The 26,833-nt window shown below is 73.1% G+C and carries 26 protein-coding genes; 18 read left to right on the top strand and 8 right to left on the bottom strand.

Annotated elements, in window-relative coordinates:
- Positions 1-1,111 precede the first annotated feature (1,111 nt).
- Positions 1,112-2,140 carry a hypothetical protein gene (locus tag GSY65_RS06355; protein ID WP_236579709.1) on the top strand — a complete coding sequence of 343 codons (1,029 nt, stop codon included), beginning with the start codon at positions 1,112-1,114 and terminating at the stop codon, positions 2,138-2,140.
- A 212-nt stretch (positions 2,141-2,352) separates the two neighbouring features.
- On the top strand, positions 2,353-3,558 hold the full coding sequence (gene mycP, locus GSY65_RS06350) for a type VII secretion-associated serine protease mycosin (protein WP_159775655.1): 1,206 nt from the start codon (positions 2,353-2,355) through the stop codon (positions 3,556-3,558).
- 60 nt (positions 3,559-3,618) lie between these two features.
- On the opposite strand, the gene GSY65_RS06345 is transcribed toward mycP, so the two are convergent.
- A complete protein-coding gene (locus tag GSY65_RS06345) occupies positions 3,619-4,650 on the bottom strand; it encodes a serine hydrolase (protein WP_159766379.1) in 1,032 nt (343 codons plus the stop codon).
- A 149-nt stretch (positions 4,651-4,799) separates the two neighbouring features.
- Here GSY65_RS06345 and GSY65_RS06340 point away from each other — a divergent pair, with 149 nt between their 5' ends.
- Complete coding sequence (locus GSY65_RS06340) at positions 4,800-5,531, top strand: SseB family protein (RefSeq protein WP_159766378.1); 732 nt, start codon at positions 4,800-4,802, stop codon at positions 5,529-5,531.
- Positions 5,532-5,697: 166 nt separating this feature from the next.
- On the opposite strand, the gene GSY65_RS06335 is transcribed toward GSY65_RS06340, so the two are convergent.
- On the bottom strand, positions 5,698-6,081 hold the full coding sequence (locus GSY65_RS06335) for a DUF1844 domain-containing protein (protein WP_201452461.1): 384 nt from the start codon (positions 6,079-6,081) through the stop codon (positions 5,698-5,700).
- Between the two features lie 329 nt (positions 6,082-6,410).
- On the opposite strand from GSY65_RS06335, the gene infC reads away from it, so the two are divergent.
- The 10 genes from infC (at position 6,411) to GSY65_RS06285 (ending at position 17,666) form a co-directional block, all read left to right on the top strand.
- On the top strand, positions 6,411-7,127 hold the full coding sequence (gene infC, locus GSY65_RS06330; RefSeq protein ID WP_236579708.1) for a translation initiation factor IF-3: 717 nt from the start codon (positions 6,411-6,413) through the stop codon (positions 7,125-7,127).
- Between the two features lie 131 nt (positions 7,128-7,258).
- Positions 7,259-7,453, top strand: coding sequence for a 50S ribosomal protein L35 (gene rpmI / locus GSY65_RS06325; protein WP_004933563.1), 195 nt, complete (start codon positions 7,259-7,261; stop codon positions 7,451-7,453).
- A gap of 112 nt (positions 7,454-7,565) precedes the next feature.
- The gene (gene rplT / locus GSY65_RS06320; protein WP_033531708.1) at positions 7,566-7,949 is read left to right on the top strand and encodes a 50S ribosomal protein L20; all 384 of its coding nucleotides are present in this window, start codon (positions 7,566-7,568) and stop codon (positions 7,947-7,949) included.
- Positions 7,950-8,244: 295 nt separating this feature from the next.
- Complete coding sequence (locus tag GSY65_RS06315) at positions 8,245-9,108, top strand: TrmH family RNA methyltransferase (RefSeq protein ID WP_159766377.1); 864 nt, start codon at positions 8,245-8,247, stop codon at positions 9,106-9,108.
- 52 nt (positions 9,109-9,160) lie between these two features.
- Entirely contained in the window at positions 9,161-10,306 is a 1,146-nt protein-coding gene (locus GSY65_RS06310) for a sensor histidine kinase (RefSeq protein WP_159766376.1), read from the top strand.
- Positions 10,307-10,444: 138 nt separating this feature from the next.
- Entirely contained in the window at positions 10,445-11,566 is a 1,122-nt protein-coding gene (pheS, locus tag GSY65_RS06305) for a phenylalanine--tRNA ligase subunit alpha (protein ID WP_159766375.1), read from the top strand.
- Entirely contained in the window at positions 11,566-14,085 is a 2,520-nt protein-coding gene (pheT, locus tag GSY65_RS06300; protein ID WP_159766374.1) for a phenylalanine--tRNA ligase subunit beta, read from the top strand. Before pheS ends, pheT begins: the two co-directional genes overlap by 1 nt.
- 377 nt (positions 14,086-14,462) lie before the next feature.
- Complete coding sequence (locus GSY65_RS06295) at positions 14,463-15,458, top strand: PP2C family protein-serine/threonine phosphatase (RefSeq protein WP_236579707.1); 996 nt, start codon at positions 14,463-14,465, stop codon at positions 15,456-15,458.
- A 223-nt stretch (positions 15,459-15,681) separates the two neighbouring features.
- Complete coding sequence (locus GSY65_RS06290) at positions 15,682-17,022, top strand: transcriptional regulator (RefSeq protein ID WP_159766372.1); 1,341 nt, start codon at positions 15,682-15,684, stop codon at positions 17,020-17,022.
- Between the two features lie 98 nt (positions 17,023-17,120).
- The gene (locus GSY65_RS06285) at positions 17,121-17,666 is read left to right on the top strand and encodes an NUDIX hydrolase (RefSeq protein WP_159766371.1); all 546 of its coding nucleotides are present in this window, start codon (positions 17,121-17,123) and stop codon (positions 17,664-17,666) included.
- A 27-nt stretch (positions 17,667-17,693) separates the two neighbouring features.
- Here GSY65_RS06285 and GSY65_RS06280 read toward each other — a convergent pair whose 3' ends face one another.
- Both GSY65_RS06280 and GSY65_RS06275 read right to left on the bottom strand, forming a co-directional pair.
- The gene (locus tag GSY65_RS06280) at positions 17,694-17,951 is read right to left on the bottom strand and encodes a hypothetical protein (protein ID WP_159766370.1); all 258 of its coding nucleotides are present in this window, start codon (positions 17,949-17,951) and stop codon (positions 17,694-17,696) included.
- Positions 17,952-18,315: 364 nt separating this feature from the next.
- Positions 18,316-19,191: a 3-hydroxybutyryl-CoA dehydrogenase gene (locus tag GSY65_RS06275; protein WP_159766369.1), complete on the bottom strand. Its 876-nt coding sequence runs from the start codon at positions 19,189-19,191 to the stop codon at positions 18,316-18,318.
- A 190-nt stretch (positions 19,192-19,381) separates the two neighbouring features.
- Here GSY65_RS06275 and GSY65_RS06270 point away from each other — a divergent pair, with 190 nt between their 5' ends.
- Entirely contained in the window at positions 19,382-20,620 is a 1,239-nt protein-coding gene (locus GSY65_RS06270; protein ID WP_159766368.1) for a glycoside hydrolase family 10 protein, read from the top strand.
- A 13-nt stretch (positions 20,621-20,633) separates the two neighbouring features.
- Here GSY65_RS06270 and GSY65_RS06265 read toward each other — a convergent pair whose 3' ends face one another.
- Positions 20,634-20,828, bottom strand: a complete 195-nt coding sequence (locus GSY65_RS06265) for a DUF1918 domain-containing protein (protein ID WP_159766367.1) — start codon at positions 20,826-20,828, stop codon at positions 20,634-20,636.
- A gap of 83 nt (positions 20,829-20,911) precedes the next feature.
- Entirely contained in the window at positions 20,912-21,853 is a 942-nt protein-coding gene (locus GSY65_RS06260; RefSeq protein ID WP_159766366.1) for a DMT family transporter, read from the bottom strand.
- Between GSY65_RS06260 and GSY65_RS06255 the strand changes: the two genes are divergently transcribed.
- The 3 genes from GSY65_RS06255 to GSY65_RS06245 all read left to right on the top strand — a co-directional run bounded on the left by GSY65_RS06255 (position 21,852) and on the right by GSY65_RS06245 (position 24,493).
- The gene (locus tag GSY65_RS06255; RefSeq protein ID WP_159766365.1) at positions 21,852-23,327 is read left to right on the top strand and encodes an aminotransferase-like domain-containing protein; all 1,476 of its coding nucleotides are present in this window, start codon (positions 21,852-21,854) and stop codon (positions 23,325-23,327) included. The two genes, GSY65_RS06260 and GSY65_RS06255, sit on opposite strands and share 2 nt — an antisense overlap.
- Before the next feature lie 17 nt (positions 23,328-23,344).
- Entirely contained in the window at positions 23,345-23,782 is a 438-nt protein-coding gene (locus GSY65_RS06250) for a GNAT family N-acetyltransferase (RefSeq protein ID WP_159766364.1), read from the top strand.
- A 138-nt stretch (positions 23,783-23,920) separates the two neighbouring features.
- Complete coding sequence (locus tag GSY65_RS06245) at positions 23,921-24,493, top strand: histidine phosphatase family protein (protein ID WP_159766363.1); 573 nt, start codon at positions 23,921-23,923, stop codon at positions 24,491-24,493.
- 70 nt (positions 24,494-24,563) lie between these two features.
- Here GSY65_RS06245 and GSY65_RS06240 read toward each other — a convergent pair whose 3' ends face one another.
- A complete protein-coding gene (locus GSY65_RS06240) occupies positions 24,564-25,346 on the bottom strand; it encodes a LysR family substrate-binding domain-containing protein (RefSeq protein WP_159766362.1) in 783 nt (260 codons plus the stop codon).
- A gap of 84 nt (positions 25,347-25,430) precedes the next feature.
- Between GSY65_RS06240 and GSY65_RS06235 the strand changes: the two genes are divergently transcribed.
- A complete protein-coding gene (locus GSY65_RS06235) occupies positions 25,431-25,826 on the top strand; it encodes a DUF5997 family protein (RefSeq protein WP_159766361.1) in 396 nt (131 codons plus the stop codon).
- A 36-nt stretch (positions 25,827-25,862) separates the two neighbouring features.
- On the opposite strand, the gene GSY65_RS06230 is transcribed toward GSY65_RS06235, so the two are convergent.
- On the bottom strand, positions 25,863-26,660 hold the full coding sequence (locus tag GSY65_RS06230) for a hypothetical protein (protein WP_159766360.1): 798 nt from the start codon (positions 26,658-26,660) through the stop codon (positions 25,863-25,865).
- Positions 26,661-26,833: the final 173 nt, after the last annotated feature.

Below are 26,833 nucleotides of genomic sequence, written 5' to 3'. Positions count from 1 at the left end.
CATCCCCCCACGCCCACCGAGGCGCCCCTCGACACCGCCGCGCGTCCCCGCGCCGCCGAACACCCCACCCCAGAGCGCCGTGCCCCCCACCGACACCCCGTCGCCGCGCCGCGAGCCCGCCCCTTCCCCCGACACCCCGAGGGACGAACGCCCGTCCGACGAGGGCGACTTCGGCACCCAGGCACCCAGCGGTGGCGCGCCGGGGGCACGCCCCTTCCTCGGCAGCGGCTCCGGCGCACGCAGCACGGGCGACAGCGTCTCCGACGCGCGCGCGAACGGCGGACGGCCGCCCCGCGCGCCCAAGACGGGTGAGAACGTGTTCGGACCGCGCCCGTTCTTCGGGGGCGCTCCCGGCGGTCGGCCGTCCGCCGGGAACCTCGCCTCCGGTTCCGGCGGTGCCCGCGCGTCGGCCGGGAACGCCTCCGCGGGGGGCACCTCCGAGGGGTGGGCCTCCGACGGGCCGCCGTCGGGGCGCTCCGACGGATCGTTGCCCGCCGCCCCGCACAGGGGCGGGTCGGGGACGGGGCCCTCGCACGGCTCCTCGTCGGCCCCGCCGCCGCGACCGGGCCGGACGCCGTCCACCGGCGAGACGCCGGCCGTGCCACGGCGTCCCGAGCGACCGCCCACGACCGGAGTGCCCGCGCGGCCCACGGCTCCTCCCCGCCCTTCCTCGGCACCCTCCACGCCCCAGGGCGCGCCCGGGGACGACCGGCGGCGGGAGCGGGGAGACGGGCAGCGCGTCCCGCACGGCTCGGACGCCGCCCGGACGTCACGGGAGCACCGCGGTTCCGGCGAGCGGGCCGGCTCGGCGCCCGTACCCGCGCAGGGGGCCGGCCCGATCCCCGGCCGGCGGCCCGCGCAGGGCTCCACGTCGGACGGCGGCCCGGCCTCACGCAACCGTGCCGAACACCCGCGCTTCTCCGACTTCCGCAGGACCGCCGCGGCCGGCGGCGCGACCCCACCACCTCCTGCGGCCTCGGCCCGCTTCCCCGACGCCCCGCCCACCCCCGCACCCCGCCCTACGGGCCGCCCCACGAGGCTCACGACACCGACACCGACACCGACACCGACACCGCGCCGCGTCGCACCTGCCGCCCCCGCGGAGCCGGGCATGCCCGAAGCACGCTCCGACACCACCCCGCCCCGCCGGGCCGACCGACCGGCGGACCAGGACGGCGGTACCGGGGCCGGCCTGCGGATGCGCCCCGGGGACCCCGGTCATCCGGGAGCGTGGCAGCCGCCCTCCGGGCCTTCCCGGCGGTCCGCCGACGCCCTCGACGACGCGCTCGGCGGCAGCTCCGGGCGGCCCTACGTGACGTTCGCCGAGCCCGACACCTCGCCGTGGACCCCGGCCGAGTCGGATGGCGACGTACGGCGCAGGCCGCGCCCCACCGGCGCCCGCGCCGCGGCGATGGCCGCCTGCGTGGTGCTCGGCTTCGGACTCATCGGCGGCGCGGCGGCGGGCAGTTGGCTCACCGGCGACTCGGGCCCGGACGGCACCCGCGTCGGCTTCGCCGCGGCCGGCGCACTCTGGCACGGCGTACCCGTCGACCAACTGTTCCCGCCCACCGTCCAGGGAGAGGGCGCCGGACCCGGCGGCACCGACCGCACCTGGACCCGCGTCGCCGTCGCCCCCGACAGCGACTGCGCCGACGCCTTCGACCCTCTGCTGCGCCAGGCCCTCGCCCCCGTCGGCTGCCTGCGGCTGCTGCGCGCCACCTACACCGACGCGACCCGCAGCAGCGTCACCACCGTCGGCCTGATGTTCACCAAGGCCGACGCCACCGGCATGGCCACCCTGAAGACCCACTTCGCACGGGACGGCCTCGACCGGCGCACCGACCTGATGCCCCGCCCGTACGCGACGGAGGGCACCGTCGCCGCCGGCTTCGGCGACGACCAGCGGGCCTCCTGGACCATCTCCGTCCTCACCGACGTCCCCGTCGTCGTGTACGCGGTCTCCGGCTTCGCCGACGGCCGCACCGTCACCGAGCCCCAGCCCGCCGACGACGCGATGCGGTCCGACGCCACCACCGCCCCCGCCCAGGCCGGTCTCGGCCACGAGGCCCAGGGCCTCGCCGACCGTATCGAACGCGGCCTGCGCAGGACCGCCGCATCGGCCTCGGAGCAGCCTTCGTGACCGCCGAGAAGGCCGCGAGCGCCCGCGGCGCCGACCGCGTCGACGAGACCGGCCGCATCGACGGAACGGCACCCGTCCACGGCCGCCGGGACCGCCGCTCCCCGACCGCCGCGCACCCGCAGGAGGCCCCGACCCCCGTGACGTCGTACCCCGAGACGGAGAAACCGGCACCGACGACGGCCGGCGCCCCGGCGACGGACCAAGCGCGCGCCGTGTCCGCCCCGGCGCGGACCCGCCGTGTCCCGCGCCCCCGGCGCGCCGCCCTCCTCGCGCTCCCCCTCGCCTTCTCCCTGGTCCTCCTGCCCTCCACCACCGCCCACGCCGACGGCATCCGGGACCAGCAGTGGGCGCTCGACGCGATGCACACCGAGGAGGCGTGGCGGACGACCAAGGGGGAGGGGATCACCGTCGCGGTGCTCGACACCGGCGTCGACGACGAACACCCCGACCTCGTCGGGAACGTCCTCCCGACCCGGGACCTCGTCGGCTTCGGGGCCTCGCGTGGCGACCGCTCCTGGGCCCGGCACGGCACCGCCATGGCCGGCATCATCGCCGGTCACGGCCACGGAGTGAACAACGGCGACGGCGTCCTCGGCATCGCCCCCGAGGCGAGGATCCTGCCCGTCCGCGTCATCCTCGAGGACGGCGACTCCGCCCGCTCCAAGGCCCGCAGCACCCGCGGCAACGCCCTCGCCGAAGGCATCCGCTGGGCCGCAGACCAGGGCGCCGACGTCATCAACCTCTCCCTCGGCGACGACTCCGAGTCCGCACACCCCGAGCCCTCCGAGGACGCGGCCGTCCAGTACGCCCTCAGGAAGGGCTCGGTCGTCGTCGCCTCCGCGGGCAACGGCGGCAAGAAGGGCGACCACGTCTCGTACCCGGCGGCCTACCCGGGCGTCATCGCGGTGACCGCCGTCGACGAGGACGGCGAGCGCGCCCCGTTCTCCACCCGCCGCTGGTACGCCACCGTCAGCGCGCCCGGCGTCGACGTCGTCATCGCCGACCCCGACCGCAAGTACTACGAGGGCTGGGGCACCAGCGCCGCCGCGGCCTTCGTCTCCGGCGCCGCCGCCCTCGTCAAGGCGGCCCACCCCCGCCTGACCCCGGCCCAGGTGAAACGGCTCCTGGAGGACACCGCCCGCGACGCCCCCGTCGGCGGCCGCGACGACGCCCGCGGGTTCGGCTTCGTCGACCCGGCCGCCGCCATCCGGGAGGGCGGCAGACTCAGGCCCGACGACCTGACGTCCGCGGCGTACGGCCGCAAGTACTTCGGCCCCGGCCCCGACCCGGTGGAGGAGGAGGACACCGCCTCCGGCTGGGCAGCTCCCGCCGCGGGCGGCCTCGGTGTCGCCCTCCTCATCACGGCCTTCGTCATCTGGCGCGGCGACCGCCGGCGGCCGGACGAGTTCCTGATCTGAGCGCACCGGGGGCGTCCGGTCCGCCGCGACGCCCCGCGGACGTCCCACCCCGAGCGGCCGCTACGACGAGAACACCGACACCCCGGCCCTGGCCGCCGCCTCGACCAGCGCGATCCCCTTCGCCTTCGTCGTGTTGCCGTGCGACACCACCGCGACCAGGCGGTCCCGCCCGTCCACGGTGACCCGGCCGATGCTGTTGATCACCCACAGCCCGGTGGCCGTCCGCGGCAGCCACCCGTTCTTCAATGCGAACCCGGCGCCGGTCGAGGAACCCGCGGAGCCGTCCGCCGCAGCCGCCGACACCCCCCAGTCCTGGCCCGCCGCGATCTGTCCCATCAGCCGCCGCACATACGTTCGCGAGGCCGCGTTCAGCTCCGACTCGTCGTCGTCCCCGAACACCTGGCCGAGCAGCACGAGCTGGTCGGCGGCGGTGGTGCGGGTCAGGCCCCAGTACAGGCCGTCGCCGCCCTCCGTCCGCGTCAGACCGAACCGCTCGTTCGCCGCGTCCAGACCCTGCGCCCGGCCTATGGCCTCCCACAGCGCCGTCGCGGCCGTGTTGTCGCTGTCGCGGATCATCGTGGCGGCGTACGCCTTCTCCCGCGCCGTGAGCGCCCGGTCCGCGTCCTGCGCCCGGAGCAGCAGCGCGGCCAGGATGTCGACCTTCACGATGCTCGCGGTCTCGAACAACCCGTCCCCGTGCACCGCCGTGGCCCCGGACTCCATGTCCAGCACGGCCACCGAGAACGCGGCCCCGTCCTCGACCGGCACCTCCGCCAGCGCTGTCGCGAGCCGTGCGTCGTGATCCGCCCCCGGCGCCGCCACCTTCTCCACCGAGCCCCCCGCCGAGTCCTTCTCCGAGTCCTTCTCCGCGACCGCGTCCGCACCCGGCACGCTGGACACGGAGGCCGAGGGCGACACCGGCGCCGCCGCCGACGATACGGCCGCACCCCCGCCATCCTGGGTCCGGGCCGTCACGTACAGCGTGCCGACGGCGGCCGTACCGCACACGAGGACGGCGGCGGCCAGGGCCGCGCGGAGGCGGGGGCGGCGCACCGCCGGGCGGGCCCGGCGACGGGCTCTGCGAGAAGGCATGCCGCGAGGGTCGTGGCCCGTGCTGTGCGGGGAGTGGGGCACGGATGAGAGCCACGTCAGGACACCCTGAGAAAACCGTGAACGACGCCACCACCCCGTGTCCGGCCCGGCCACGGCCCGGGAGACCTCCCCCGATAGGGTCGACCACCGTGGCGAACAAGAACATCCCCGACCCCGGCTACTCCGACGACGACGGCTCCGCCGACCCCCGGCTGAGCGCCGCGCTCAACGCCTGGGCCGAGGACCGCACCGCCGTCGGCCCCGTCCTCGAAGCGCTCAAGGACGCCCGGCTGCTCGTGCCCGTCGTGGCCGTGCTCGGTGAGGTCGAGGAGGACGAGAACGGACTGCGCCGCGAGAAGACCAGCGACATGGCCGTCCCCACCCTGAAGGCCGGGCACCGCACCGCCCTGCCCGCCTTCACCTCCACCGACTCCCTCGCCCGCTGGGACCCCGCCGCCCGCCCCGTCGCCGTACCGACCCACCAGGCCCTGCAGGCCGTCGCGCACGAGAAGGCCGACACGCTCGTCCTGGACCTGGCGGGGCCCGTACCGTTCGAACTGACCGGACCCGCGCTGCTCGCGCTCGCCGAGGGACGCACCACGGCCGATCCGCTCGCCGACCCCGCCGTCGTCGCGGCGGTGCGCGCGGCCGTGGCCGCCGAGCCCTCCGTGCTCCGCGCCCACCTCGGGCCCGGCCGGTCCGACGGCACTCTCGCCCTGGTCCTCGACCCGGCCGCCGCGCCCGCCGAGGCCGCCCGCGCGGTCGCCGCACGGCTCGCCGCCGACGAAACACTGAGGGCCCGCCTGGTGCGCGGTCTCGACCTGGCACTCCTGCCGGCCGGGACCACGCCTCCGGGCGAGCCCCTGTATGTGAAGAGCTAGTGCCACGACAGGCAGCGTTGGCCCCGTCGCGACGCCTGGCACGCACTCTCGGCGCACCGGGCACAGGCCCGAGTACATCCCGTACGAGGGCGTGCGCCCGGCATGCCGAGAGCACGCACCGGACGCCGCTCCTCGACGGGCAAACGGTGCCTGCCGCGGCACCAGCTCAGCCGTAGATCGGGCCGGTGTACTTCTCGCCCGGACCCTGACCCGGGTCGTCCGGCACGACCGACGCCTCGCGGAACGCCAGCTGCAGCGACTTCAGACCGTCGCGCAGCGGCGCCGCGTGGAACGAGCTGATCTCCGTCGTGGACGCGTCGAGCAGACCCGCGAGGGCGTGCACCAGCTTCCTGGCCTCGTCCAGGTCCTTGTACGTGTCGCCCTCCTCGGTCAGACCCAGCTTCACCGCGGCGGCGCTCATCAGATTGACGGCGACCGTCACGATCACCTCGACCGCGGGGACCTCGGCGATGTCACGGGTCATCGACTCGAAGTCGGGGGACTCAGGGGACCCGGTGGACCCGGGGGACTCAGGAGGGGTGTCACTCATGCCCCACACGATAGGCCCCGGCGCGTACGCTCCCACCTGCGGGAGTCCGCCGCGCTCCGATTGGCACCCCAGGTTTGAACCCGGTATGGTGGTCTTCACGACCGGCTGGACATCTGTGTGCCCGGCCCGCAAGTGGAGGCTCCGACTTCCCACCTGACCATCCTCCGGGACGGCAGGTCACCGGTCAGACGGCCACCACCGTTCCGTACGGACGGTGGAGTCGTCCGAAATCGCGCCCCGCGGTCACCGCGGCGGTGCTCCGGCAGTCATTGGAGCCCCGCCTGTGTCCCGTCCGGGGCATTTTTCATGCCTCTCGGCGGTTGGTCCTTATGTCAACCAGACATGACACGGCGGTCCGCCAGACCGTCGTGGGGTGCTACCGAGGAGGATCCATCAGCGCCGAGCCCCGCATCAACGACCGGATTCGCGTTCCCGAGGTGCGACTTGTCGGTCCCAGCGGCGAGCAGGTCGGAATTGTTCCGCTTGCCAAGGCCCTGGAGCTTGCGCAGGAGTACGACCTCGACCTGGTCGAGGTGGCCGCGAACGCGCGTCCGCCGGTCTGCAAGCTCATGGACTACGGGAAGTTCAAGTACGAGTCGGCCATGAAGGCCCGTGAGGCGCGCAAGAACCAGGCGCACACGGTCATCAAGGAGATGAAGCTCCGGCCGAAGATCGACCCGCACGACTATGACACCAAGAAGGGTCACGTCGTCCGGTTCCTCAAGCAGGGCGACAAGGTCAAGATCACGATCATGTTCCGTGGTCGCGAGCAGTCCCGGCCCGAGCTGGGCTACCGACTGCTGCAGCGTCTCGCGGAGGACGTCCAGGACCTCGGGTTCGTCGAGTCGAACCCGAAGCAGGACGGCCGCAACATGATCATGGTCCTCGGTCCGCACAAGAAGAAGACCGAGGCGATGGCCGAGGCCCGCCAGGCTCAGGAAGCGCGGAAGGCGGAAGCGAAGGCCAACCCCGGCAAGTCGCAGAACGCCGCCGACGCCGAGCCCGTCGAGGCCGAGGCGCCTGCCGAGGAGCCCGCCGAGGCGTAAGTCCCCTGGACGCGAGTCCGGGGGAAGCCCTGGACGCGAGTCCGGGGTGTCAACCGATAGAAATGACGTTCCGTCGTGCCCGGTTCAAGGACCGGGCACCGGAGCGCCACTGACGAGGAGAGAACGGCGCTATGCCGAAGAACAAGTCGCACAGCGGTGCCAGCAAGCGCTTCAAGGTCACCGGCTCCGGCAAGGTGCTCCGTGAGCGCGCCGGCAAGCGCCACCTGCTCGAGCACAAGTCGTCCCGCGTGACGCGTCGCCTCACCGGCAACGCCGAGATGGCCCCGGGCGACGCCGCGAAGATCAAGAAGCTTCTCGGCAAGTGACGCCGCGGCGCTGATCGTCCGTCGATCACCCAGCGCCGTACGTCAGGACCGGGACCCCATCGATTTCGGGTCGTGTGACGACAACCACGGCCCCGCTACAAGGAGTTAAAAAGTGGCACGCGTCAAGCGGGCAGTCAACGCCCACAAGAAGCGCCGGGCGATCCTCGAGCAGGCCTCCGGCTACCGCGGTCAGCGTTCGCGCCTGTACCGCAAGGCCAAGGAGCAGGTCACCCACTCGCTGGTCTACAACTACAACGACCGCAAGAAGCGCAAGGGCGACTTCCGTCAGCTGTGGATCCAGCGCATCAACGCCGCTGCCCGCGCCAACGGCATCACCTACAACCGCTTCATCCAGGGTCTGAAGGCCGCGAACATCGAGGTCGACCGCAAGATCCTCGCCGAGCTGGCCGTCAACGACGCCACCGCGTTCGCCGCGCTGGTCGAGGTCGCGCAGAAGGCGCTCCCGGCGGACGTCAACGCGCCGAAGGCCGCGTGACGCCGCGCTGGCCTTGAGCCGGATGTGATGTGAACCCCGGACCCGTGGGCCTGTCGAGGCCCGCGGGTCCGGGTGTTTGTTCCGCCCGACAGCTCGGGGGTGCTGGGTTCGTCGGCGGGTGCGGGTGCGTCATGGTTTCTCGCGCCCCTGAGACATGGGCCTGGCGGCCCGGCCTTCATCCTGGAAGCGGCCGGGGCCGCGCGAACTGCCCCCACCCACCCGCACCCGCCGAGGAACCCGCGGCCCCGAGCTCCACGGCGCCCCTCCGTCCCCCCGCCCCACCCGAAGGTGATCCATGTCCGCCGCCCCCGAGTTGATCTCCCCCCGCTCCGCACGGGTCTCGGCCGCCCGACGCCTCGCCAGGCGGAACTTCCGGGGCAAGGACCGCCTGTTCCTCGCCGAGGGCCCCCAGGCGGTGCGGGAGGCGGCCGCGCACCGGGCACCCGCCGACGGCACGCCCACCCTCGTCGAACTGTTCGCCACGGTCGACGCCGCGGACCGGTACGCCGACATCGTCGGCGAGGCCCGCGCCGCGGGCGCCCGCGTCCACCTCGCCGACGAGAGCGTCATCGCCGACATCTCCACCACGGTCACCCCGCAGGGCCTCGTCGGGATCTGCCGCTTCCTCGACACCCCGTTCGAGGAGATCCTCGCCGCCCGGCCCCGGCTCGTCGCCGTCCTCGCCCACGTCCGCGACCCCGGCAACGCCGGAACCGTCCTGCGCTGCGCGGACGCCGCAGGCGCCGAGGCGGTCGTCCTCACCGACGCCTCCGTCGACCTCTACAACCCCAAAACCGTCCGGGCCTCCGTCGGATCGCTGTTCCACCTGCCCGTCGCCGTCGGCGTACCTGTCGAACAGGCCGTCGCCGGGCTCAGGGACACCGGCGTACGCGTCCTCGCCGCGGACGGCGCCGGGCAGGACGACCTCGACGACGAACTGGACAAGGGCACCATGGGCGGTCCCACGGCCTGGGTGTTCGGCAACGAGGCATGGGGGCTCCCCGAGGAGACCCGGGCGCTCACCGACGCCGTCGTACGGGTTCCCCTCCACGGAAAGGCGGAAAGCCTGAACCTCGCGACCGCCGCCGCCGTATGTCTCTACGCGTCCGCCCGTGCACAGCGCGCCTTCGGAGGGTGCCGCACCGTCACGTCCGGCTAGTAGGGTGACGGGCTCGGGGGCCCACTGCACAACGGAGAGGTGGGGTACGGGGATGAGGGTCGGCACGAGCAGCACACTGCGGGGCCGCGAGGAGCGCGTCACACCCACGGCGCCCCACACCGGGACCGCCGGACTCGGCATCGACCCCGACGACCTCCCCGACGGACTCGTCGTCGCCGACGAACAGGGCCGCGTGATCTGCTTCAACGCCGCCGCCGCCCGCATCACCGCCGTCCCCGCCGCCGACGCCCTCGGTCTGCCCCTGGAGCGGGCGCTGCCCCTGGAGGACCTCGAAGGCCGTCGCTGGTGGCAGCTGACCGACCCGTACGGCGGCCTCGCCATCCGCGTCGGCCAGCCCGAGCGGAACCTGCTGCTGCCCGGCGCCCGCGAGGTCCTCGTGTCCGCCCGCTACGTCCGCACCGAACCCACCGGGCCCGTCCGCCGCGTCGTCGTCTCCCTCCGCGACACCGAGGCCCGGCGCCGCACCGAACGCAGCCACGCCGAACTGATCGCCACGGTCGCCCACGAACTGCGCTCGCCGCTCACCTCCGTCAAGGGCTTCACCGCGACCCTGCTCGCCAAGTGGGAGCGGTTCACCGACGACCAGAAGAAACTGATGCTGGAGACCGTCGACGCCGACGCCAACCGCGTCACCCGGCTGATCGCCGAGCTGCTCGACATCTCCCGCATCGACTCCGGCCGGCTGGAGGTGCGCAGGCAGCCCGTCGACATAGGCGCGGCCGTCGGCCGGCACATCCAGGCGTACGTCGCGGCGGGACAGCCCGCCGACCGGTTCCTGCTCCGCATCGAGCAGCCGCTGCCCGACCTGTGGGCCGACCCCGACAAGATCGATCAGGTGCTCAGCAACCTGCTGGAAAATGCCGTGCGGCACGGCGAGGGAACCGTCACGATTGACGTCACGCCCACGGCGTCCCCCCGGGAAGGGGACGGCCGTCAAGCTGCTGCCACGTCGGTCACGGTGAGCGACGAGGGCACCGGTATCCCGGAGGAGTCCATGAACCGCGTCTTCACCCGCTTCTGGCGGGGCAGCAAGCGCGGTGGCACCGGCCTCGGGCTGTACATCGTCAAGGGCATCGTCGAGGCCCACGGCGGCACCATCACCGTCGGACGCGCCCCGAGCGGCGGCGCCGAGTTCCGATTTACGTTGCCCGTGGCGGCCCCGGCCTATCTGGTCTAGCCGCCCGCGGGCGCGTTCGCACACCTCAACCCCGTTAGACTCGGCCTTTGGCACCTTTGCGTCCCATGACGGAGACGATTCGTCCACGAGTCGGTGTGACGGGGACCTTCAGCCAGCCAACCGGAAGCACGGGAAGAGATGTCGGCACCGAATAAGTCGTACGACCCTGTAGAGGTCGAGGCGTTGAAACCGGAAGAGATCGAGCGCATGCGGGACGAGGCGCTCGCCGCCTTCGCCGCCGCGGACTCCCTCGACGCGCTCCAGGAGGCCAAGGTCGCCCACACCGGCGGCACCTCCCCGCTGTCGCTCGCCAACCGCGAGATCGGCGCCCTGCCCCCGCACGCCAAGGCCGCCGCCGGAAAGCTCGTCGGCCAGGCCCGCGGCGCGGTGAACAAGGGCCTCGCCGCCCGCCAGGCCGAGCTGGAGGCCGAGCGTGACGCGCGCGTCCTGGTCGAGGAGGCCGTGGACGTCACGCTGCCCCACGACCGCGTCCCGGCCGGCGCCCGCCACCCCCTCACCACGCTCTCCGAGCGCATCGAGGACGTCTTCGTCGCCATGGGCTACGAGGTCGCCGAGGGCCCCCAGGTCGAGGCCGAGTGGTTCAACTTCGACGCCCTCAACATCGGCCCGGACCACCCGGCCCGCGGCGAGGCCGACACCTTCTTCGTGCAGGGGCCGGACGGCGGCACCGAGTCCGGTGTCGTCCTGCGCACCCACACCTCGCCCGTCCAGATCCGCTCCCTGCTCGACCGTGAGCTGCCGGTGTACGTGATCTGCCCCGGCCGGGTGTACCGCACCGACGAGCTGGACGCCACGCACACCCCGGTCTTCCACCAGGTGGAGCTGCTCGCCGTCGACGAGGGCCTGACCATGGCCGACCTCAAGGGCACCCTCGACCACATGGTCCAGGCGCTGTTCGGCGAGGGCATGAAGACCCGGCTGCGGCCGAACTTCTTCCCGTTCACCGAGCCGTCCGCCGAGATGGACATGGTCTGCTACGTCTGCCGCGGCGAGTCCGTCGGCAACCCCGACCGGCCCTGCCGCACCTGTTCCAGCGAGGGCTGGATCGAGCTCGGCGGCTGCGGCATGGTCAACCCCAAGGTGCTCACCGCGTGCGGTGTCGACCCGGAGAAGTACAGCGGCTTCGCCTTCGGGTTCGGCATCGAGCGGATGCTGATGTTCCGCCACAACGTCGAAGACATGCGAGACATGGTCGAGGGTGACGTCCGGTTCACCCGGCCGTTCGGGATGGAGATCTGATGCGGGTCCCGCTTTCCTGGCTGCGGGAGTACGTCGACCTGCCGGCCACCGAGACCGGCCGTGACGTGCAGGCCAAGCTCGTGTCGGCCGGTCTGGAGGTCGAGACCGTCGAGCAGCTCGGAGCCGACCTCAAGGGCCCCCTCGTCGTGGGCCAGGTGCTGACCATCGAGGAGCTGGAGGGCTTCAAGAAGCCCATCCGCTTCTGCACCGTCGACGTCGGCACCGCCAACGGCACCGGCGAGCCCCAGGAGATCGTCTGCGGCGCCCGCAACTTCGCCGTCGGCGACAAGGTCGTCGTGGTCCTCCCGGGCGCCGTGCTGCCCGGCGGCTTCGCGATCTCCGCCCGCAAGACCTACGGCCGCAACTCGCACGGCATGATCTGCTCCAGCGACGAGCTGGGCATGGGCGACGACGGCACCAAGGGCATCATCGTGCTGCCGCCGGAGACCGAGGTCGGCAAGGACGCGATCGAGCTGCTGGAGCTGGTCGACGAGGTCCTCGACATCGCCGTCACCGCCAACCGCGGTGACTGCCTGTCGATCCGCGGCGTCGCCCGCGAGACCGCCATCGCCTACGGCCTGCCGCTGCGCGACCCGGCGCTCCTCGACGTGCCCGGCCCGAACGCCTTCGGCCACCCCGTCCAGGTCTCCGACCCGTTCGGCTGCGACCGCTTCACCGCCCGCACCGTCACCGGTCTCGACCCCGAGGCGCGCTCCCCGATCTGGCTCAAGCGCCGGCTGCAGAAGGTCGGCATGCGCCCGATCTCGCTCGCCGTCGACATCACCAACTACGTGATGATGGAGCTCGGCCAGCCGCTGCACGCCTACGACCGCAACCTGGTCCAGGGCACCATCGGGGTCCGCCGGGCCACCGAGGGCGAGAAGATCGTCACCCTCGACGGTGTCACCCGCAAGCTGCACGCCGAGGACCTCGTCATCACCGACGACCGCGGCCCCATCGGCCTCGCGGGCGTCATGGGCGGTGCCGACACCGAGATCGCCGACCACGACGCCGAGGACGGGGCGAACGCCTCCACCGAGGTCGTCATCGAGGCCGCCCACTTCGACCAGGTCTCCATCGCCCGCACCGCCCGCCGGCACAAGCTGTCGTCGGAGGCGTCCCGCCGCTTCGAGCGCGGCGTCGACCCGCTGGCCGCGTCCGCCGCCGCCCAGCGCACCGTCGACCTGCTGGTCCTTCTCGCGGGCGGCACGGCCGACGCGGGCGTCACCGAGGTCATCGCCCCGTCCGCGCCGCACACCATCGCGGTCCCGGCGGACCACCCCGACAAGGTCGCGGGTGTCGTCTACGGCCGCGAGACCGTCGTACGCCGCCTCCAGGAGGTCGGCTGCGACGTCTACGGCCAGGACGAGCTGATCGTCACGGTGCCGTCGTGGCGGCCCGACCTCGCCGACATCAACGACCTGGCGGAGGAGGTCATCCGCCTGGAGGGCTACGAGAACCTGCCCTCCACGCTGCCCAAGCCCCCCTCGGGCCGCGGCCTGACCCACCGGCAGCGGCTGCACCGCCGGGTCGGCCGGGCGCTCGCCGGCGCCGGGTACGTCGAGGCGCCGAACTACCCGTTCATCAGCGAGCAGGTCTTCGACCAGCTCGGGCTGGACGCCGACGACCCGGCCCGCCGCGTCGTCCGGCTCACCAACCCGCTGAGCGACGAGGAGCCCGCGCTCCGCACGTCCCTGCTCCCGGGCCTGCTCGGCGCGCTGCGGCGCAACGACGGCCGGGGCTCGCACGACCTGGCCCTCTTCGAGACCGGGCTGGTCTTCCAGCCGCGCGCCGAGCAGGGCGTCGCCGTCGCGCTGCCGGTCGACCGCCGGCCCACCGACGAGGAGATCGCGACGCTGGACGCCGCGCTGCCCGAGCAGCCGCGCCATGTCGCCGTCGTCCTCGCCGGAGCCCGCGAGCAGGCCGGCTGGTGGGGCAAGGGCCGTCCGGCCGACTGGGCCGACGCGGTCGAGGCCGGCCGCGTCGTCGCCCGCGAGGCCGGCGCGGAGCTGATCGTCCGCAAGGGCCAGTACGGGCCCTGGCACCCGGGCCGCTGCGCCGAGTTCGTGGTCGTCGTCGACGGCGCCGAGCGCGTCGTCGGCCACGCCGGTGAACTGCACCCGCGCGTCGTGAAGGCCCTGGGGCTGCCCGCCCGCACCTGCGCCGCCGAGCTGGACCTGGATGTGCTGGAGCAGGTCGGGGACGACACCCCGCAGGCGCCGAGCATCTCCTCGTTCCCGGTCGCCACGCAGGACGTCGCGCTGGTCGTCGACGAGTTCGTGCCGCACACCGAGGTCGAGGCCGCGCTGCGCGAGGGCGCCGGTGAACTGCTGGAGGGCATCCGGCTGTTCGACGTCTACGAGAACGCGGAGCAGCTCGGTGAGGGACGCAAGTCGCTCGCGTACGCGCTCCGCTTCCGGGCCGGGGACCGGACGCTGACCGTGGACGAGGCGTCCGCGGCCCGCGACGCGGCGGTCGCCCTCGCGGGCGAGCGCACGGGAGCGGTTCTGCGGAGCTAGGGCGCGCTACGGCGCCGAGAGTGCCGAAGAGGGCGGGGAGCTGCGGATGCTTCGGCGGCTGCGGGTTGTCCGTGGCTCGTCCCGCGGTTCCCCGCGCCCCTTCAGGGGCTTCGCCCCGTGATGTGGCGCGGCCCTCTCCACCCCCTGACCTCATCTCACTCATTCGAGTGAGATCTCCGGGCGATCTGGCCCGAACGGGGCATTCGGTCGACAGAATCGGACCGGCCTCTCTGGGCCGTACCGCTGTCAGGGCCTGATGGGGGGCCAACGGCATGATTCGAATCAGGACCGGGGCACCTCCACGGGCATGGGTCCGCAGGCGCCGCCCGTCCGACCGGCGGACTGTACGACGGGCGCTCGCGCTGGGGCTGCCGGCGGTGTGGGGAGCGACAGCCGTCACCTACAAGTGGGCCTGCCCGGTGGCGCACAGCAACCGGGCCGGCGCCCGGCTCGCCAACAGCGCCGTGTTCCTCGCGGTCGGCGCCGGACTCGTCCTGCAGGTCAGACAACTGATGCTGCGGGACCTGCGGCAGGCGCGCCGGGTCGCCGGAGCCGCACAGAGCGTACTGCTGCGGCCCCTGCCCGCCCGGATCGACGGACTGGCCACCGCCGCCGCCCAGCTCTCCGCCGACCACGGCGCGACCGTCGGCGGCGACCTCTACGAGGTGATCGCCACCGAACACGGCGTACGCGTCGTGATGGGCGACGTCCGCGGCCACGGCCTCTCCGCCATCGGCACCGTCGCCGCCGTGCTCGGCAGCTTCCGCGAGGCCGTCCACGACGAGGCCGAACTCACCGGCGTCCTCACCCGCCTCGACCGGGCTCTCGCCCGTCACCTGCGGGACCGCGCCCGCGCCGAGGACACCGAGGAGTTCGTGACCGTACTCCTGCTGGAGATCGCCCCGGACGGCGAGGTCCACGCCCTCAACTGCGGACACCCCTGGCCGTATCTGCTGAGCGGCGGCCGGGCGGAACCGATGGCCGGCGCCGATCCGCTGCCCCCGCTGGGGGCGTTCCCGCTGCCGGCGGAACTGCCGGCCACCGCGTTCGGACGGCTCCTCCCCGGAGAGGCGCTGTTCCTCCACACGGACGGGGTGGAGGACGCCCGGGACGGCGACGGCCGCTTCTTCCCGTTGCCCGCGGCCCTGGCGGAAGCCGTGCGGGGCCGACCCCTCTCGCCGCACTCCGTCCTGCGCGCCGTCTTCGCCCAGCTCCTGCGCCACACCGGGGGACGGCCCAAGGACGACATCGCGATACTGGTCATCCGCAACGACCGGCTCATCAGGGCCGCCGCATGCCGAGGCGCGGGCAGCTGCCCGATCGGTCCGCCCGGCCCCGCGGCCGACACCCCACCCGTCGTCCCCGGACCGTAGCCGCCGAGCACCCTCGACGCACTCGTCCCGACGGGGCCACCGCGCTGTACGAGGGGGAGCCGGTGGCCCAGTCGGCCTCTGACGAGGCATTCCAGTCAAGCGTTCCGAAACTCTCCGCAACAGCGCGCGTACAACCCGAATTCGGGCATTCCCTTCACACCCCGTGTGAAGACGGAAGCGCTACGCTGCCACACGCCGGCACCGAGCCACCGGAGGGGCCTCCATGCAGCCCAACACCCTGCTCGACGCGATCCTCGACGAAGCCGGTATCTCGCACGCCGGACTCGCCGCACATGTCAACCAGGCAGGGCGAGCGCGAGGTCTGGCGCTGAGATACGAACACACCGCCGTGGCCCGGTGGTTGAAGGGGCAGCGCCCCCGCGGCCAGGTGCCCGACCTGATCTGCGACGTGCTCGCCGGGCGGCTGCAGCGGACCGTCACCCTCGACGACATCGGTCTCGGCGTGCCGGGCGAGGCGACCTCCCAGCACGGCGCCGGACTCTCCGGGTTCGTGGAGCGCGCCACCGCCCTGTGGCGCTCCGACGAACAACAGCGCCCCCACGTCCTCGGCGCCCCCGCCGTCACCGGGACACCCGCCGTGATGCCGGTGTGGGAGTGGGAGAACCCGCCGGAGGACGTCGACGTCTCCCGCGGGGGACGCCATCGCGTCAGCATGGCCGACATCGAGATGCTGCGCGCCGCCCGATCGCACTACGAGCAGCTGTACCGCAAGGCGGGCGGCATCGCGACCCGCGCCCGCATCGTCGGATTCCTCAACGCCGAGGCGGCGCCCCTGCTGCGCGGCAGCTACACCGACGCCACCGGACGCCAACTCCACCGGGCCACCGGCGGACTGGTCGCCATCGCCGGCATCTGCGCCTACGACTCCGACGCGCACGGCCTCGCCCAGCGCTACTTCCACCAGGCGCTGCGGCTCGCCAAGGCCAGCGGGGACCAGGGACTCGGCGCCTACGTGATCGCGCTGCTCGTCAACCAGTCGCTGTTCATGCGGGAGTACCGGCAGGCCGTCGCCTTCGCCGAGGCCGCGCTGCGTGCCGCGGGCAAGCACATCACCCCGGCGCTCGCCGCGGACCTGTACGCCATGCAGGCCAAGGCGTACGCGCACCTCGGCGACGGCACGAGCGCGCTGTCCTGCATCCGGCGGGCGGAACAGGCCGCCGAACGCATCCGGCGCGGCCACGAACCCGACGAGACCGGCTATGTCCAACCCGGCCTGGTCAACGTGCAGGTGGCGGAGGCGCTGCTCAGCCTCGGCGACCTGACGGCCGCGGCGGAGCACGCGGCGGCGGCCGTCGACACCCCGGCGCACGACCGGGGCCGCGTCCACCGGCTCGCCATGCTCAGCCAGATCGAACTACGGCAGGGCAACGCCGACAAGGCGGTGCACACCGCCGTCGAAATGGCCGAGCGGTCGCGCGGAATGGAGTCCATGCGCCTGCGCGACAGACTGCGGGCGGTACGCGAACATCTCGTACGAAACGGCTGCGCGGGGACCCGGGAGGCCGCCGAACTCATCGACGGCGCACTGCGCGTACCGCTCTGACAGCGCGTCCACGGCCCTGCCGTGCACCGCCTGTGCGCCTGCTGTCACCACGCTCCTGCTGCGATATTGCCACTTACTCGGCGAAAGGTGGCAGAACCGTGCAGTGGACGAAACAGAGCGAACAGACTGTGTACTCAAACCGCTGGTTCAGCGTCAATCTCGCAGATGTCGCGTTGCCGGACGGGCGGCACCTCGATCACTTCCTGATCCGGCTGCGGCCCGTCGCCGTGGCCACCGTCGTCAACGAGGCCAACGAGGTGCTGCTGCTGTGGCGGCACCGTTTCATCACCGACAGCTGGGGCTGGGAGCTGGCGGCCGGCGTCGTCGAGGACGGCGAGGGCATCGTCGACGCGGCCGCCCGGGAACTGGAGGAGGAGACCGGATGGCGGCCGGGACCACTGCACCATCTGATGAGCGTCGAGCCCTCCAACGGGCTCACCGACGCCCGGCACCACATCTACTGGGCCGACGAGGGCGCGTACGTCGGTCACCCGGTGGACGACTTCGAGTCGGACCGCAGGGAATGGGTACCCCTCAAGCTGGTGCCCGACATGGTCGCCCGCGGCGAGGTCCCGGCCGCCAACATGGCGGCCGCACTGCTCCTCCTGCACCACCTGAGGCTCGGACAGGACGCGGGGCGCTGATCCCTCCGGGCGTCCCACCCGTGCCGGTCAGCGGCCCACGGCCTGCCAGACGGCCACCACCAGTGCTCCCACGGCCGTGAGGGCCGCGACCGCGGGCAGTGGCCAGCGGGAGTGCTCCAGGGTGACGACCCGTGTGCTCAGCTCGTCCAGCTCCTTGGCGGTGTGTTCGGCACGGTGGCTCAGCAGGGTGAGCCCTCCCTCGACGCGTGCCTGCGCCACGTCCAGGCGGCGGCGTAACTCTGCGAGTTCACCGTGGACCACGGGATGCTCGGGGTCGATGGCCACGAGTCCGCTCCTTTCTGTAGTCGTCTCGGTAGTCGTCACATCCCTTGCATGCGCATCGCAAGTCAACTCCCCTGGTGGACGCGTGGGGAGCGTGTGCGAACGGCATATGCGTGTCCGCCGCGCACACGGCGTGTGAAGACGACGGGCCCGGCACTCGTTCCGGTGCCGGGCCCGTCCACCAGGTCACTTCTCACGTTCCGTGGTCGCGGACGTAGGGCTGGATTCCCGGACGACGCAAAGACCCGCTCCCCGGGGTGTCGGGAAGCGGGTCTCACTCGGGTCCCCGCGGTGCGTGCGCGTGACCGGCCGTCCGCAGGTCGTGCAGGTCAGCCGTCCGTGTCCGGCCCGTCTCCGTCGTGACGGGTCAGGCGTACGTGTAGAAGCCCGAGCCCGTCTTGCGGCCGAGGCGGCCCGCGTCGACCATGCGCTGGAGCAGCGGGGGAGCGGCGTACAGCGGCTCCTTGTACTCCTGGTACATCGAGTTGGCGATCGAGACGATCGTGTCCAGGCCGATCAGGTCGGACAGCTTCAGCGGGCCCATCGGGTGGGCGCAGCCCAGCTCCATGCCGTTGTCGATGTCCTCGCGGCCGGCGATGCCCGACTCGAACATCCGGATGGCGGACAGCAGATACGGCACCAGCAGCGCGTTGACCACGAAGCCCGAGCGGTCCTGCGCGCGGACCGCGTGCTTGCCCAGGACCTTCTCGGCGAACAGCTGCGCCCGGCTGAGCGTGCCCTCGGAGGTCGTGAGGGCCGGGATCAGCTCGACGAGCTTCTGCACGGGCGCCGGGTTGAAGAAGTGGATGCCGATGACCTGGTCCGGACGCGAGGTCGCGACCGCCAGCTTCACCAGGGGGATGGAGGAGGTGTTGGAGGCGAGGATCGCGTCGGGGCGGGTCAGCACCTGGTCGAGCACCTGGAAGATCTCCGTCTTCACCTGCTCGTTCTCCACGACGGCCTCGATGACGAGATCGCGGTCGGCGAACTCCCCGAGGTCGGTGGTGAAGCTCAGACGTGCCTGTGTGGCGTCCCGCTCAGCCTCGCTGATCTTGCCGCGCTCGGCCGCCTTGGACAGGGAGTTGAACAGCCGGGTACGGCCGATCTCCAGGGCTTCGCCGGTGGTTTCGGCGACCTTGACGTCCAGTCCGGCGCGGGCGCACACCTCGGCGATACCCGCTCCCATCTGGCCGCAGCCCACGACTCCGACTCGCGTGAGATCTCCCGTTGGGAAGTCCGTCACATCGTCCCTTTCACTGGTCTGTGTGCCTGGCAGATACCCCGGGTGCGGTCCTGCGCCAAACCTGCACGTTACCCCGGCCGCTACCGATCAGTATCGCGGGTACCACATGGAAGGCTGGCTCCACGAACGGTCCGCGACGTGGCGGACACGAAGCGGTACCGGAGGTACGAGGATGCATCGGAAGCCATGGATGTCACGAAGGGCGTTCTGGGCGGCCGCGGTCACCACACTCGCGGCGGCCGGCGGGGTGGCGGCCGGTACCGCCGTCGCCGGTCAGGGTTCCGACCGCCGCCGGCAGGTCCCCGGCGAGCTGCGCGGCGTGTGGCTGGCCACCGTCGCGGGCCGGGACTGGCCCTCCAGGGCGGGCCTCACCGCCGACGAGCAGCGCGCCGAGCTGCTCGCCCACCTCGACACCGCCGTGGAGCGCCGCCTCAACGCGGTGATCTTCCAGGTCCGTCCCACGGCCGACGCGCTCTGGCCCTCCCCGTACGAGCCCTGGTCGCAGTACCTCACCGGCACCCAGGGCAAGGACCCCGGCTGGGACCCGCTGGGCACGGCGGTCGAGGAGGCCCACGCCCGTGGGCTGGAGCTGCACGCCTGGTTCAACCCGTACCGCGTCGCCAACCACACCGACCCGAGCCGCCTGGCGGCCGGCCACCCGGCCCGCGAGAACCCCGACTGGGTCGTCCCCTACGGCGGCAAGCTGTACTACAACCCGGGCGTCCCCGCCGTGCGCGCCTTCGTCCAGAAGGCCATGCTCGACGCCGTACGGAAGTACCCGGTCGACGCGGTGCACTTCGACGACTACTTCTACCCGTACCCGGTCGCCGGCCAGGTCTTCGACGACGACGCGGCGTACGACGCCCACGGCGGGGGCTTTTCCAACCGGGCCGACTGGCGGCGAGACAACATCGACAAGCTGGTCCGGGAGATGGCGGCGCAGATCAAGGCGGTCCGGCCCGGCACCCGGTTCGGCATCAGCCCCTTCGGGGTGTGGCGCAACGCCGCCACCGACGCGCGCGGCTCGGACACCCGGGCCGGTGTGCAGACGTACGACGACCTGTACGCCGACACCCGTACGTGGGTCCGTGAGAACTGGATCGACTACATCGTCCCGCAGCTGTACTGGAACGTCGGCTTCGCCGCCGCCGACTACGCGAAGCTGCTGCCCTGGTGGGCGCGGACGGCGCGGGACTCCGGGACACGCCTCTACATCGGGGAGGCCCTCTACAAGGCCGGCGACCCGGCGCAGCCCGCGGCCTGGCAGGACCCGGCGGAACTCTCCGGGCACCTGTCACTGGCCCGTGACGTCCCGGAGGTGGACGGGCACGTGTTCTTCGCGGCCAAGGAGGTGACCGTCGACCGGATCGGGGCGATGGCGCGCGTGGTCGCCGACCACTACCAGCAGCCGGCGGAGCCGCCGCGCTGATCCACCGTCGTGTCTACGGGCGCGTTTCCCTGTGCCGGATCTCCGTGTCCGGGCCGGGCGAGCACACGCCCTCGTGCCCGTCCTCGAACCGGACGCGGTACGGAGGGTTCCCCTCCTCGCCCATGACTTCCACGATCTCGCCGACCTTGTCGTGTTGCCCGACCACCCTGCCGTGCTGGACAAGCTGGTCGCCCACGGTTGCACGCATCTTCGGGGCCTCCTCACCAGGTGCGGGAGCATCGGTCCGTGGCCTGTCCACGGCGGGCCGGTCCGACCGGAACCTGCCCGGACTCAGCCCCGAGCCCGTTGGGTGACGGCGATGCACACGAGCACCGCCGCGGCCGTCAGGGGGGCGGCCACTGTCAGGTGCTCGCCCAGCAGCAGCACCGACCACACCAGTGTGAGCAGCGGCTGCGCGAGCTGCAACTGGCTGGCCCGGGGTATGCCGATGGCCGCCATGCCCCGGTACCAGACGACGAGGCCGAGGAACTGTGACCCGGCCGCCACCCACAGCAGCCCCGTCACACTGTGCGCGGTCAGCTGGACCGGCTCGTACGACAGGGCCAGCAGCGCGCCCGGCACGCTGAACGGCAGGCAGAGCACCAGCGCCCAGCCGATGACCTGCCAGCCGGGCATCACCCGGGCCAGCCGACCGCCCTCGGTGTAGCCGGCCGCGCACACCAGCAGCGCCGCGAAGAGATAGAGGTCGGCGGTGCCGAGGGCACCACCGCTCTGCGTCGCCGTGAACGCCAGCACTGCGGCGGCCCCGACGAGCGCCGCGCACCAGAACGTGCGCGAGGGCCGTGACCCCATGCGCAGCGCCGACAGCAGTGCGGTGGTCAGCGGGAGCAGTCCGACGACCACGGCGGCGTGCGCGGTGGTCGAGGTCTGCAGGGCGAGCGTGGTGAGGAGCGGGAAGCCGACGACCACTCCCGCGGCGACCACCGCCAGGCCCGCCCAGTGCCGACGGCCCGGCAGCGGCACCCGCAGGGCCAACAGGCAGCCGCCCGCGATGACGGCGGCGAGGACACTGCGCACCGCGACCAGGGACCAGGGGCCGAAGCCTTCGAGGCCCCAGGCGGTGGCCGGGAACGTGAGGGAGAAGGCGACCACTCCGAGGGCCGCCTGGAGGGTGCCGCCGCTCGTGCCGCCGCTCCGGGAATGGCGTTCCCCGGCGGGAGGGGCTTCCACCGCTACTGTGCGCTGGTCGATAGCGCTACTCTGTGCTCTCATGCAAGAGCGTAGCAGCGTCGCGGAACTGGTGGAACAGCTCAGGAAGGAGCTGGACCGCTACTCGCCGGGTGGAAAGCTGCCATCGAGTCGGGCCCTGGTGGAGCGCTTCCGGGTGAGCCCTGTGACCGTCTCGCGGGCCCTGGCCCTCCTGGCCGCTGAGGGCCTGGTGGTGACCCGGCCCGGTGCGGGCGCGTTCCGGGCGCGGCCGCGCGAGAGCGGGGCGGCGGCCGTGGGCGACACCTCCTGGCAGGAGGTCGCGCTGAGCGCGGACGGCACCGCCGAGCCGACACCGCGCACGGTCGACGCCTCGGGCGTGCTGGTCTCCCTCGCCTCCCCACCGCCCGGCGTGATCGAGTTCAACGGCGGCTATCTGCATCCGGCACTGCAACCGGAACAGGCCATGGGCGCCGCCCTGTCACGGGCCGGGCGGCGCCCCGGCGTCTGGGCGCGGCCCCCGGTCGAGGGTGTGACGGAGCTGCGCGAGTGGTTCGCCCGGAGCATCGGCGGGGGCATCACGGCGGCCGAGGTGATCGTGGCGGCGGGCGGCCAGTCCGCGCTGACCACGGCCCTGCGCGCGCTGGCGTCGCCCGGCGCGCCGGTGCTGGTCGAGTCCCCCACGTACCCGGGCATGCTGGCCATCGCGCGGGCCGCCGGTCTGCGCCCCGTCCCCGTGCCGGTGGACCCCGACGGGGTGCGGCCTGCGCTCCTCGCCGACGCGTTCAGGGCGTCCGGCGCCCGGGTCTTCGTCTGCCAGCCCCTCTTCCAGAACCCCACGGGTGCCGCCCTGTCCGTCGAGCGGCGGGGCGAGGTGCTGCGGATCGCACGCGAGGCGGGGGCCTTCGTGATCGAGGACGACTTCGTGCGCCGGCTCGTGCACGAGGACGCCGGGCCGCTGCCGCCACCGCTGGCCGCCGACGACCCGGACGGCGTCGTCGTGCACGTGTCCTCCCTGACCAAGGCGACCTCGCCCAGCTTCCGGGTGGGCGCGCTGGCCGCCCGCGGACCGGTCCTGGAACGGCTGCGCGCCATCCAGGTCGTCGACACCTTCTTCGTGCCGCGCCCCCTCCAGGAGGCGGCCCTCGAACTCGTCGGCTCTCCCGCCTGGCCCCGCCATCTACGTTCGGTGTCCAGGGAGTTGAAGATCCGTCGGGACGCGATGACCTCCGCGCTGCGGCTGCACCTGCCCGAACTCGCCCTGCCCCACATCCCCTCCGGCGGCTACCACCTGTGGCTGCGCCTCCCCGACGGCACCGGGGGCACCGGCCGGGCCGTCGGCTCCGGCGGAGAGTCCGCGCTGGTCGCCGCCGCCCTCCGCGCGGGTGTCGCCGTCACCCCCGGCCGCCCCTACTTCAGCGCCGAACCCCCGGCCGCGCACCTGCGGTTGAGCTTCGCCGGGGTCAGCGGGGCGGGGGAGATCGTCGAGGGCGTCCGACGGCTGAGGGCGGCCGTAAAGGGTTCGACAGCGGGACTCTGACCTGCGAACGTCCAGCCATGAACGCCGCATTCCCCCTGCCCGGGGGCTACGAGGTCTCCACCGACCCGACCCGACTCGACGTCGGACGCGTCCACCGCTGGCTGTCGTCCGACGCGTACTGGGCCCTCGGCCGACCTTTCGACAAGCAGGAACGCGCTATCGCCGGGTCGCTCAACTTCGGTGTGTACGACACGACTTCGGGCGAGCAGGTGGCGTACGCGCGGGTGGTGACCGACCGGGCGACGTTCGCGTGGCTGTGCGACGTGTACGTGGATCCGGCCCTGCGGGGCAAGGGGATCGGGAAGGCTCTGGTGGGCGCCGCACGCGCCACCCTGGAACCGCTCGGGCTGCGCCGCGTCCTGCTCGCCACCCACGACGCACACGCCGTCTACGAGCAGCTCGGCTTCCGTCCCCTCGTGGACCCCGACCAGTGGATGGCGCTCGTTTTCGAGTGAGACGGCGGGTGGCCCCGGCGGAACAGTGCGGGAAGGTGCGGGAGGGCGCGGGCCGTGGCCCGTGAGGGGCCGACGGCCTGCCGTAACCTCTGGGTAACACCCCTTGACCTGCCCAGTTCCGGCCACCACCATCTCCGCATGCATCTTCGGGTCACGTTCGTCGCCGCGGCGCGCTGCTCCTCGCTGCTCGCTGAGCGCTTCGAGGACGACCGGCCGCTGGACCAGGCCGGCTGGGACGCGGTGCAGTGCGCCGCCCACGAACTGGTGCCGTTGGCGGCGGCCGAGCTGCGCTACTGCTCGCCGACGCCCCGCAGCCGGGCCACCGGCGACGCCCTCGGGTACGCGCCGCTGGCCCAGCCCGCGCTGCGCGACTGCGACATGGGCCGTTGGCGCGGCTTCACCCTCGGCGAGGCCATGGCCCGGGAGCCCTCGGCGGTGGACGCCTGGCTCGCCGACCCGCGCTGCACCCCGCACGGCGGTGAGTCCCTGCTGTCCTTCATCACCCGGATAGGGAGCTGGCTCGACACCCGGCCGAAGGACGACGGCGGCCGTATCGTCGCCGTGGCCGAGCCCTCCGTGCTCCGCGCCGCCCTCGTCCACGCGCTCCAGGCGCCGCCGTCGACGTACTGGCACCTGGACGTCCGCCCCCTGTCGACGCTCACCGTCGCGGGCCGGCCGGGCCACTGGAACCTGCGGCTGGGCGCCGCCTAGCCAAACCCGCCCGCGGGCCGGACGCCATCCGCCCGCGGGGCCGAGGTGTGGTCCGGCCGCGGGGCATGGTTCACGAGCGGCGGCGGGGCTTTCCCGGCCTGCCGCCGCTCTTCGATGTTCTGGTGCCGCCCGAGCCGGATCGGGGGGTGCGGGCCGTCGGCTTTCCGGTGGTGGGCTGGCGGCGGGTGCCGCCGCCGGGCTGGCGTTTCGGCTTCTGCTGCTGCTTCTCCTCGGTGGGCCTGGGGCGGCCCCGGGAGCTGTTGACCGTGCGGCCCCGGACGATGCCGATGAAGTCCTCCACCATGTCCGTGGTCGCGTCCTGCGGCCAGGACAGAGCGACCCGGGACTCGGGGGCGTCGGTCAGCGGGCGGTACGTGAGGTCCTTGCGATGGTGCAGGCGGGCCAGCGACTGCGGGACGACGAGGAGTCCGATCCCGGCCGCCACCAGCTCGATCGCGTCCGCCGTGGTGGCGGGACGCTCGAACGCCGGCTGCCCCGGCGGGCGCTCCCAGCCGAGGGTGTCGTCGAGGGGGTGCAGCACGACCTCGTCCGCCAGATCCTCCGCGGACACCTCGTCGACGGCCGCGACGACATGGTCCTTCGGGGCCACGACCACCGTGGTCTCGGTGTAGAGGGGGATCGCGCTGAGGTCGGTCCCGTCCACCGGCAGCCGCACGAAACCCGCGTCCGCCGCACCGCCCCGCAGCGCGCCGAGCGCCTCGACGGCGGACACCGGGACGAGGGTGAGGGGAACGTCGGGCAACCGCTCGTTCCAGATCCGCACCCACTTCGTGGGCGTCACTCCCGGGACGTACGCGAGCCGGAACGAGGGCGATGCATCCGAGCCAGTCACACGACCAGGCTAGCGGGCCGGGCCGTCGCCCCCGCTCTCCGGGCGTGGTCAGCGGTGGCGCACATGCTCGATACCCTGGACACCATGACGTCGCACCAGACCGCACCCCAGACCATGAAGCCCGCGACCGCGGCGAAGAAGCTGGGTGTGTACCTCGAAGCCACCCCCGCCGAGTTCCGGGAGGGCGTCGTCTCGCGCGCCGAACTGAACGCGCTCCAGGCGGATCCGCCGGCCTGGCTGCAGGAGCTGCGCCGCAACGGCCCGCACCCCCGCCCGGTCGTCGCCGCCAAGCTGGGCGTCTCCATCGCGGGTCTGGCCCGCGGCGGCGTCACCGAGGCCCTCACCACCGAGCAGATCGAGGCTCTGAAGGACGAGAGCCCCGAGTGGCTCCAGCGGGAGCGTGCCACGCAGGCCGAGGTCCGCAAGGAGGGCGCCCGCATCAAGAAGCGCAACGCGGAGCGGGCGGCGGAACGCTCCTGAAGGCCGTCGTCGGCCGGTCCGGCGCACGGGCCGCCCTCAGAGCGCCAGCACCGGCCGTACGGTGAAGTCCTCGTAGAGGTCCTCGCCGTCCTCCCCGTACGCGAACTCCGCCATCGCCGGGTTGACGTTCGCCGTGGCCAGGGGCAGCCAGCCGAGCAGGGTGCCGTAGCCGCCGCACACGGACTCGCCGCCGTCGCCGCCGCGCACCACCGACGGGTCGCTCGTCAGCTCCGTCGTGTACGTGTCGTACGCGATGCGCAGGCCGAAGGCGTTCGGCGTGTGCTGCGGGCCGGTGGGGTCGTCGTACGGGACACGGTCGAGGGGGCAGTCGTCGCCCCAGCGGAACAGGGTGCGTGCCCCGGCGCCGCAGGCGTGCTCCCACTCGTCCGAGGTGGGCATGCGCAGTCCGCGCGCCGCCAGGGCGGACGGGGTCCGGGCGGGCGGCTCCGTCAGGTGCTCGCCCTCCACCGCCATGAGCACGGCGGCCAGGGTCACCTCACGACGTGGGCTGAGCACCTGTGCGAGATGCCCTTTCAGGTCGGTGGCGTACCCGTATCCCCGGGCCGCGCTCCTGGCGTAGTCCGCCGACTGCGCGGGCGTCGGCCGCCAGGCGGCGGCGTCGAAACCGAGCGTGACCCGGCCGCCCGGTATCAGCGCGAACTCCTGCCCGTCCCGCTCGATCAGCGCACGGTGCAGCTGAGCACCGAGATGCTCGACGGCGTCGACGCGGACCACCCGGCCGCCCACCCGGGCGGCGGCGTCGCGGGCGACCCGTACGGCGGTGGCCGGCGCGAGGCCGCGCCATGCGTCGAGAGTGAGACCGGCGAGAGACATGCGACGCAGTGTGACACGGGGGTCTGACAGTGATGCCGGCACTCGGGTTCCGGCGGCCGTGGCTCGGGGTCTGACTGACGCCCTGCCGGGGCACGGGCGGACACGGGTCACGGACGAGCGGTCCGCCGGTCACGGTCGGCCCCGTCGATGCGGAAGACGCCCCCGATCCATGA

The sequence above is a fragment of the Streptomyces sp. HM190 genome (genome assembly GCF_009857135.1).
In the GTDB taxonomy this organism is placed as follows: Bacteria; Actinomycetota; Actinomycetes; order Streptomycetales; family Streptomycetaceae; genus Streptomyces; species Streptomyces heilongjiangensis.
The sequence above is the reverse complement of the archived record's forward strand: the minus strand, read 5'-3'. Positions and strand labels throughout refer to the sequence as shown.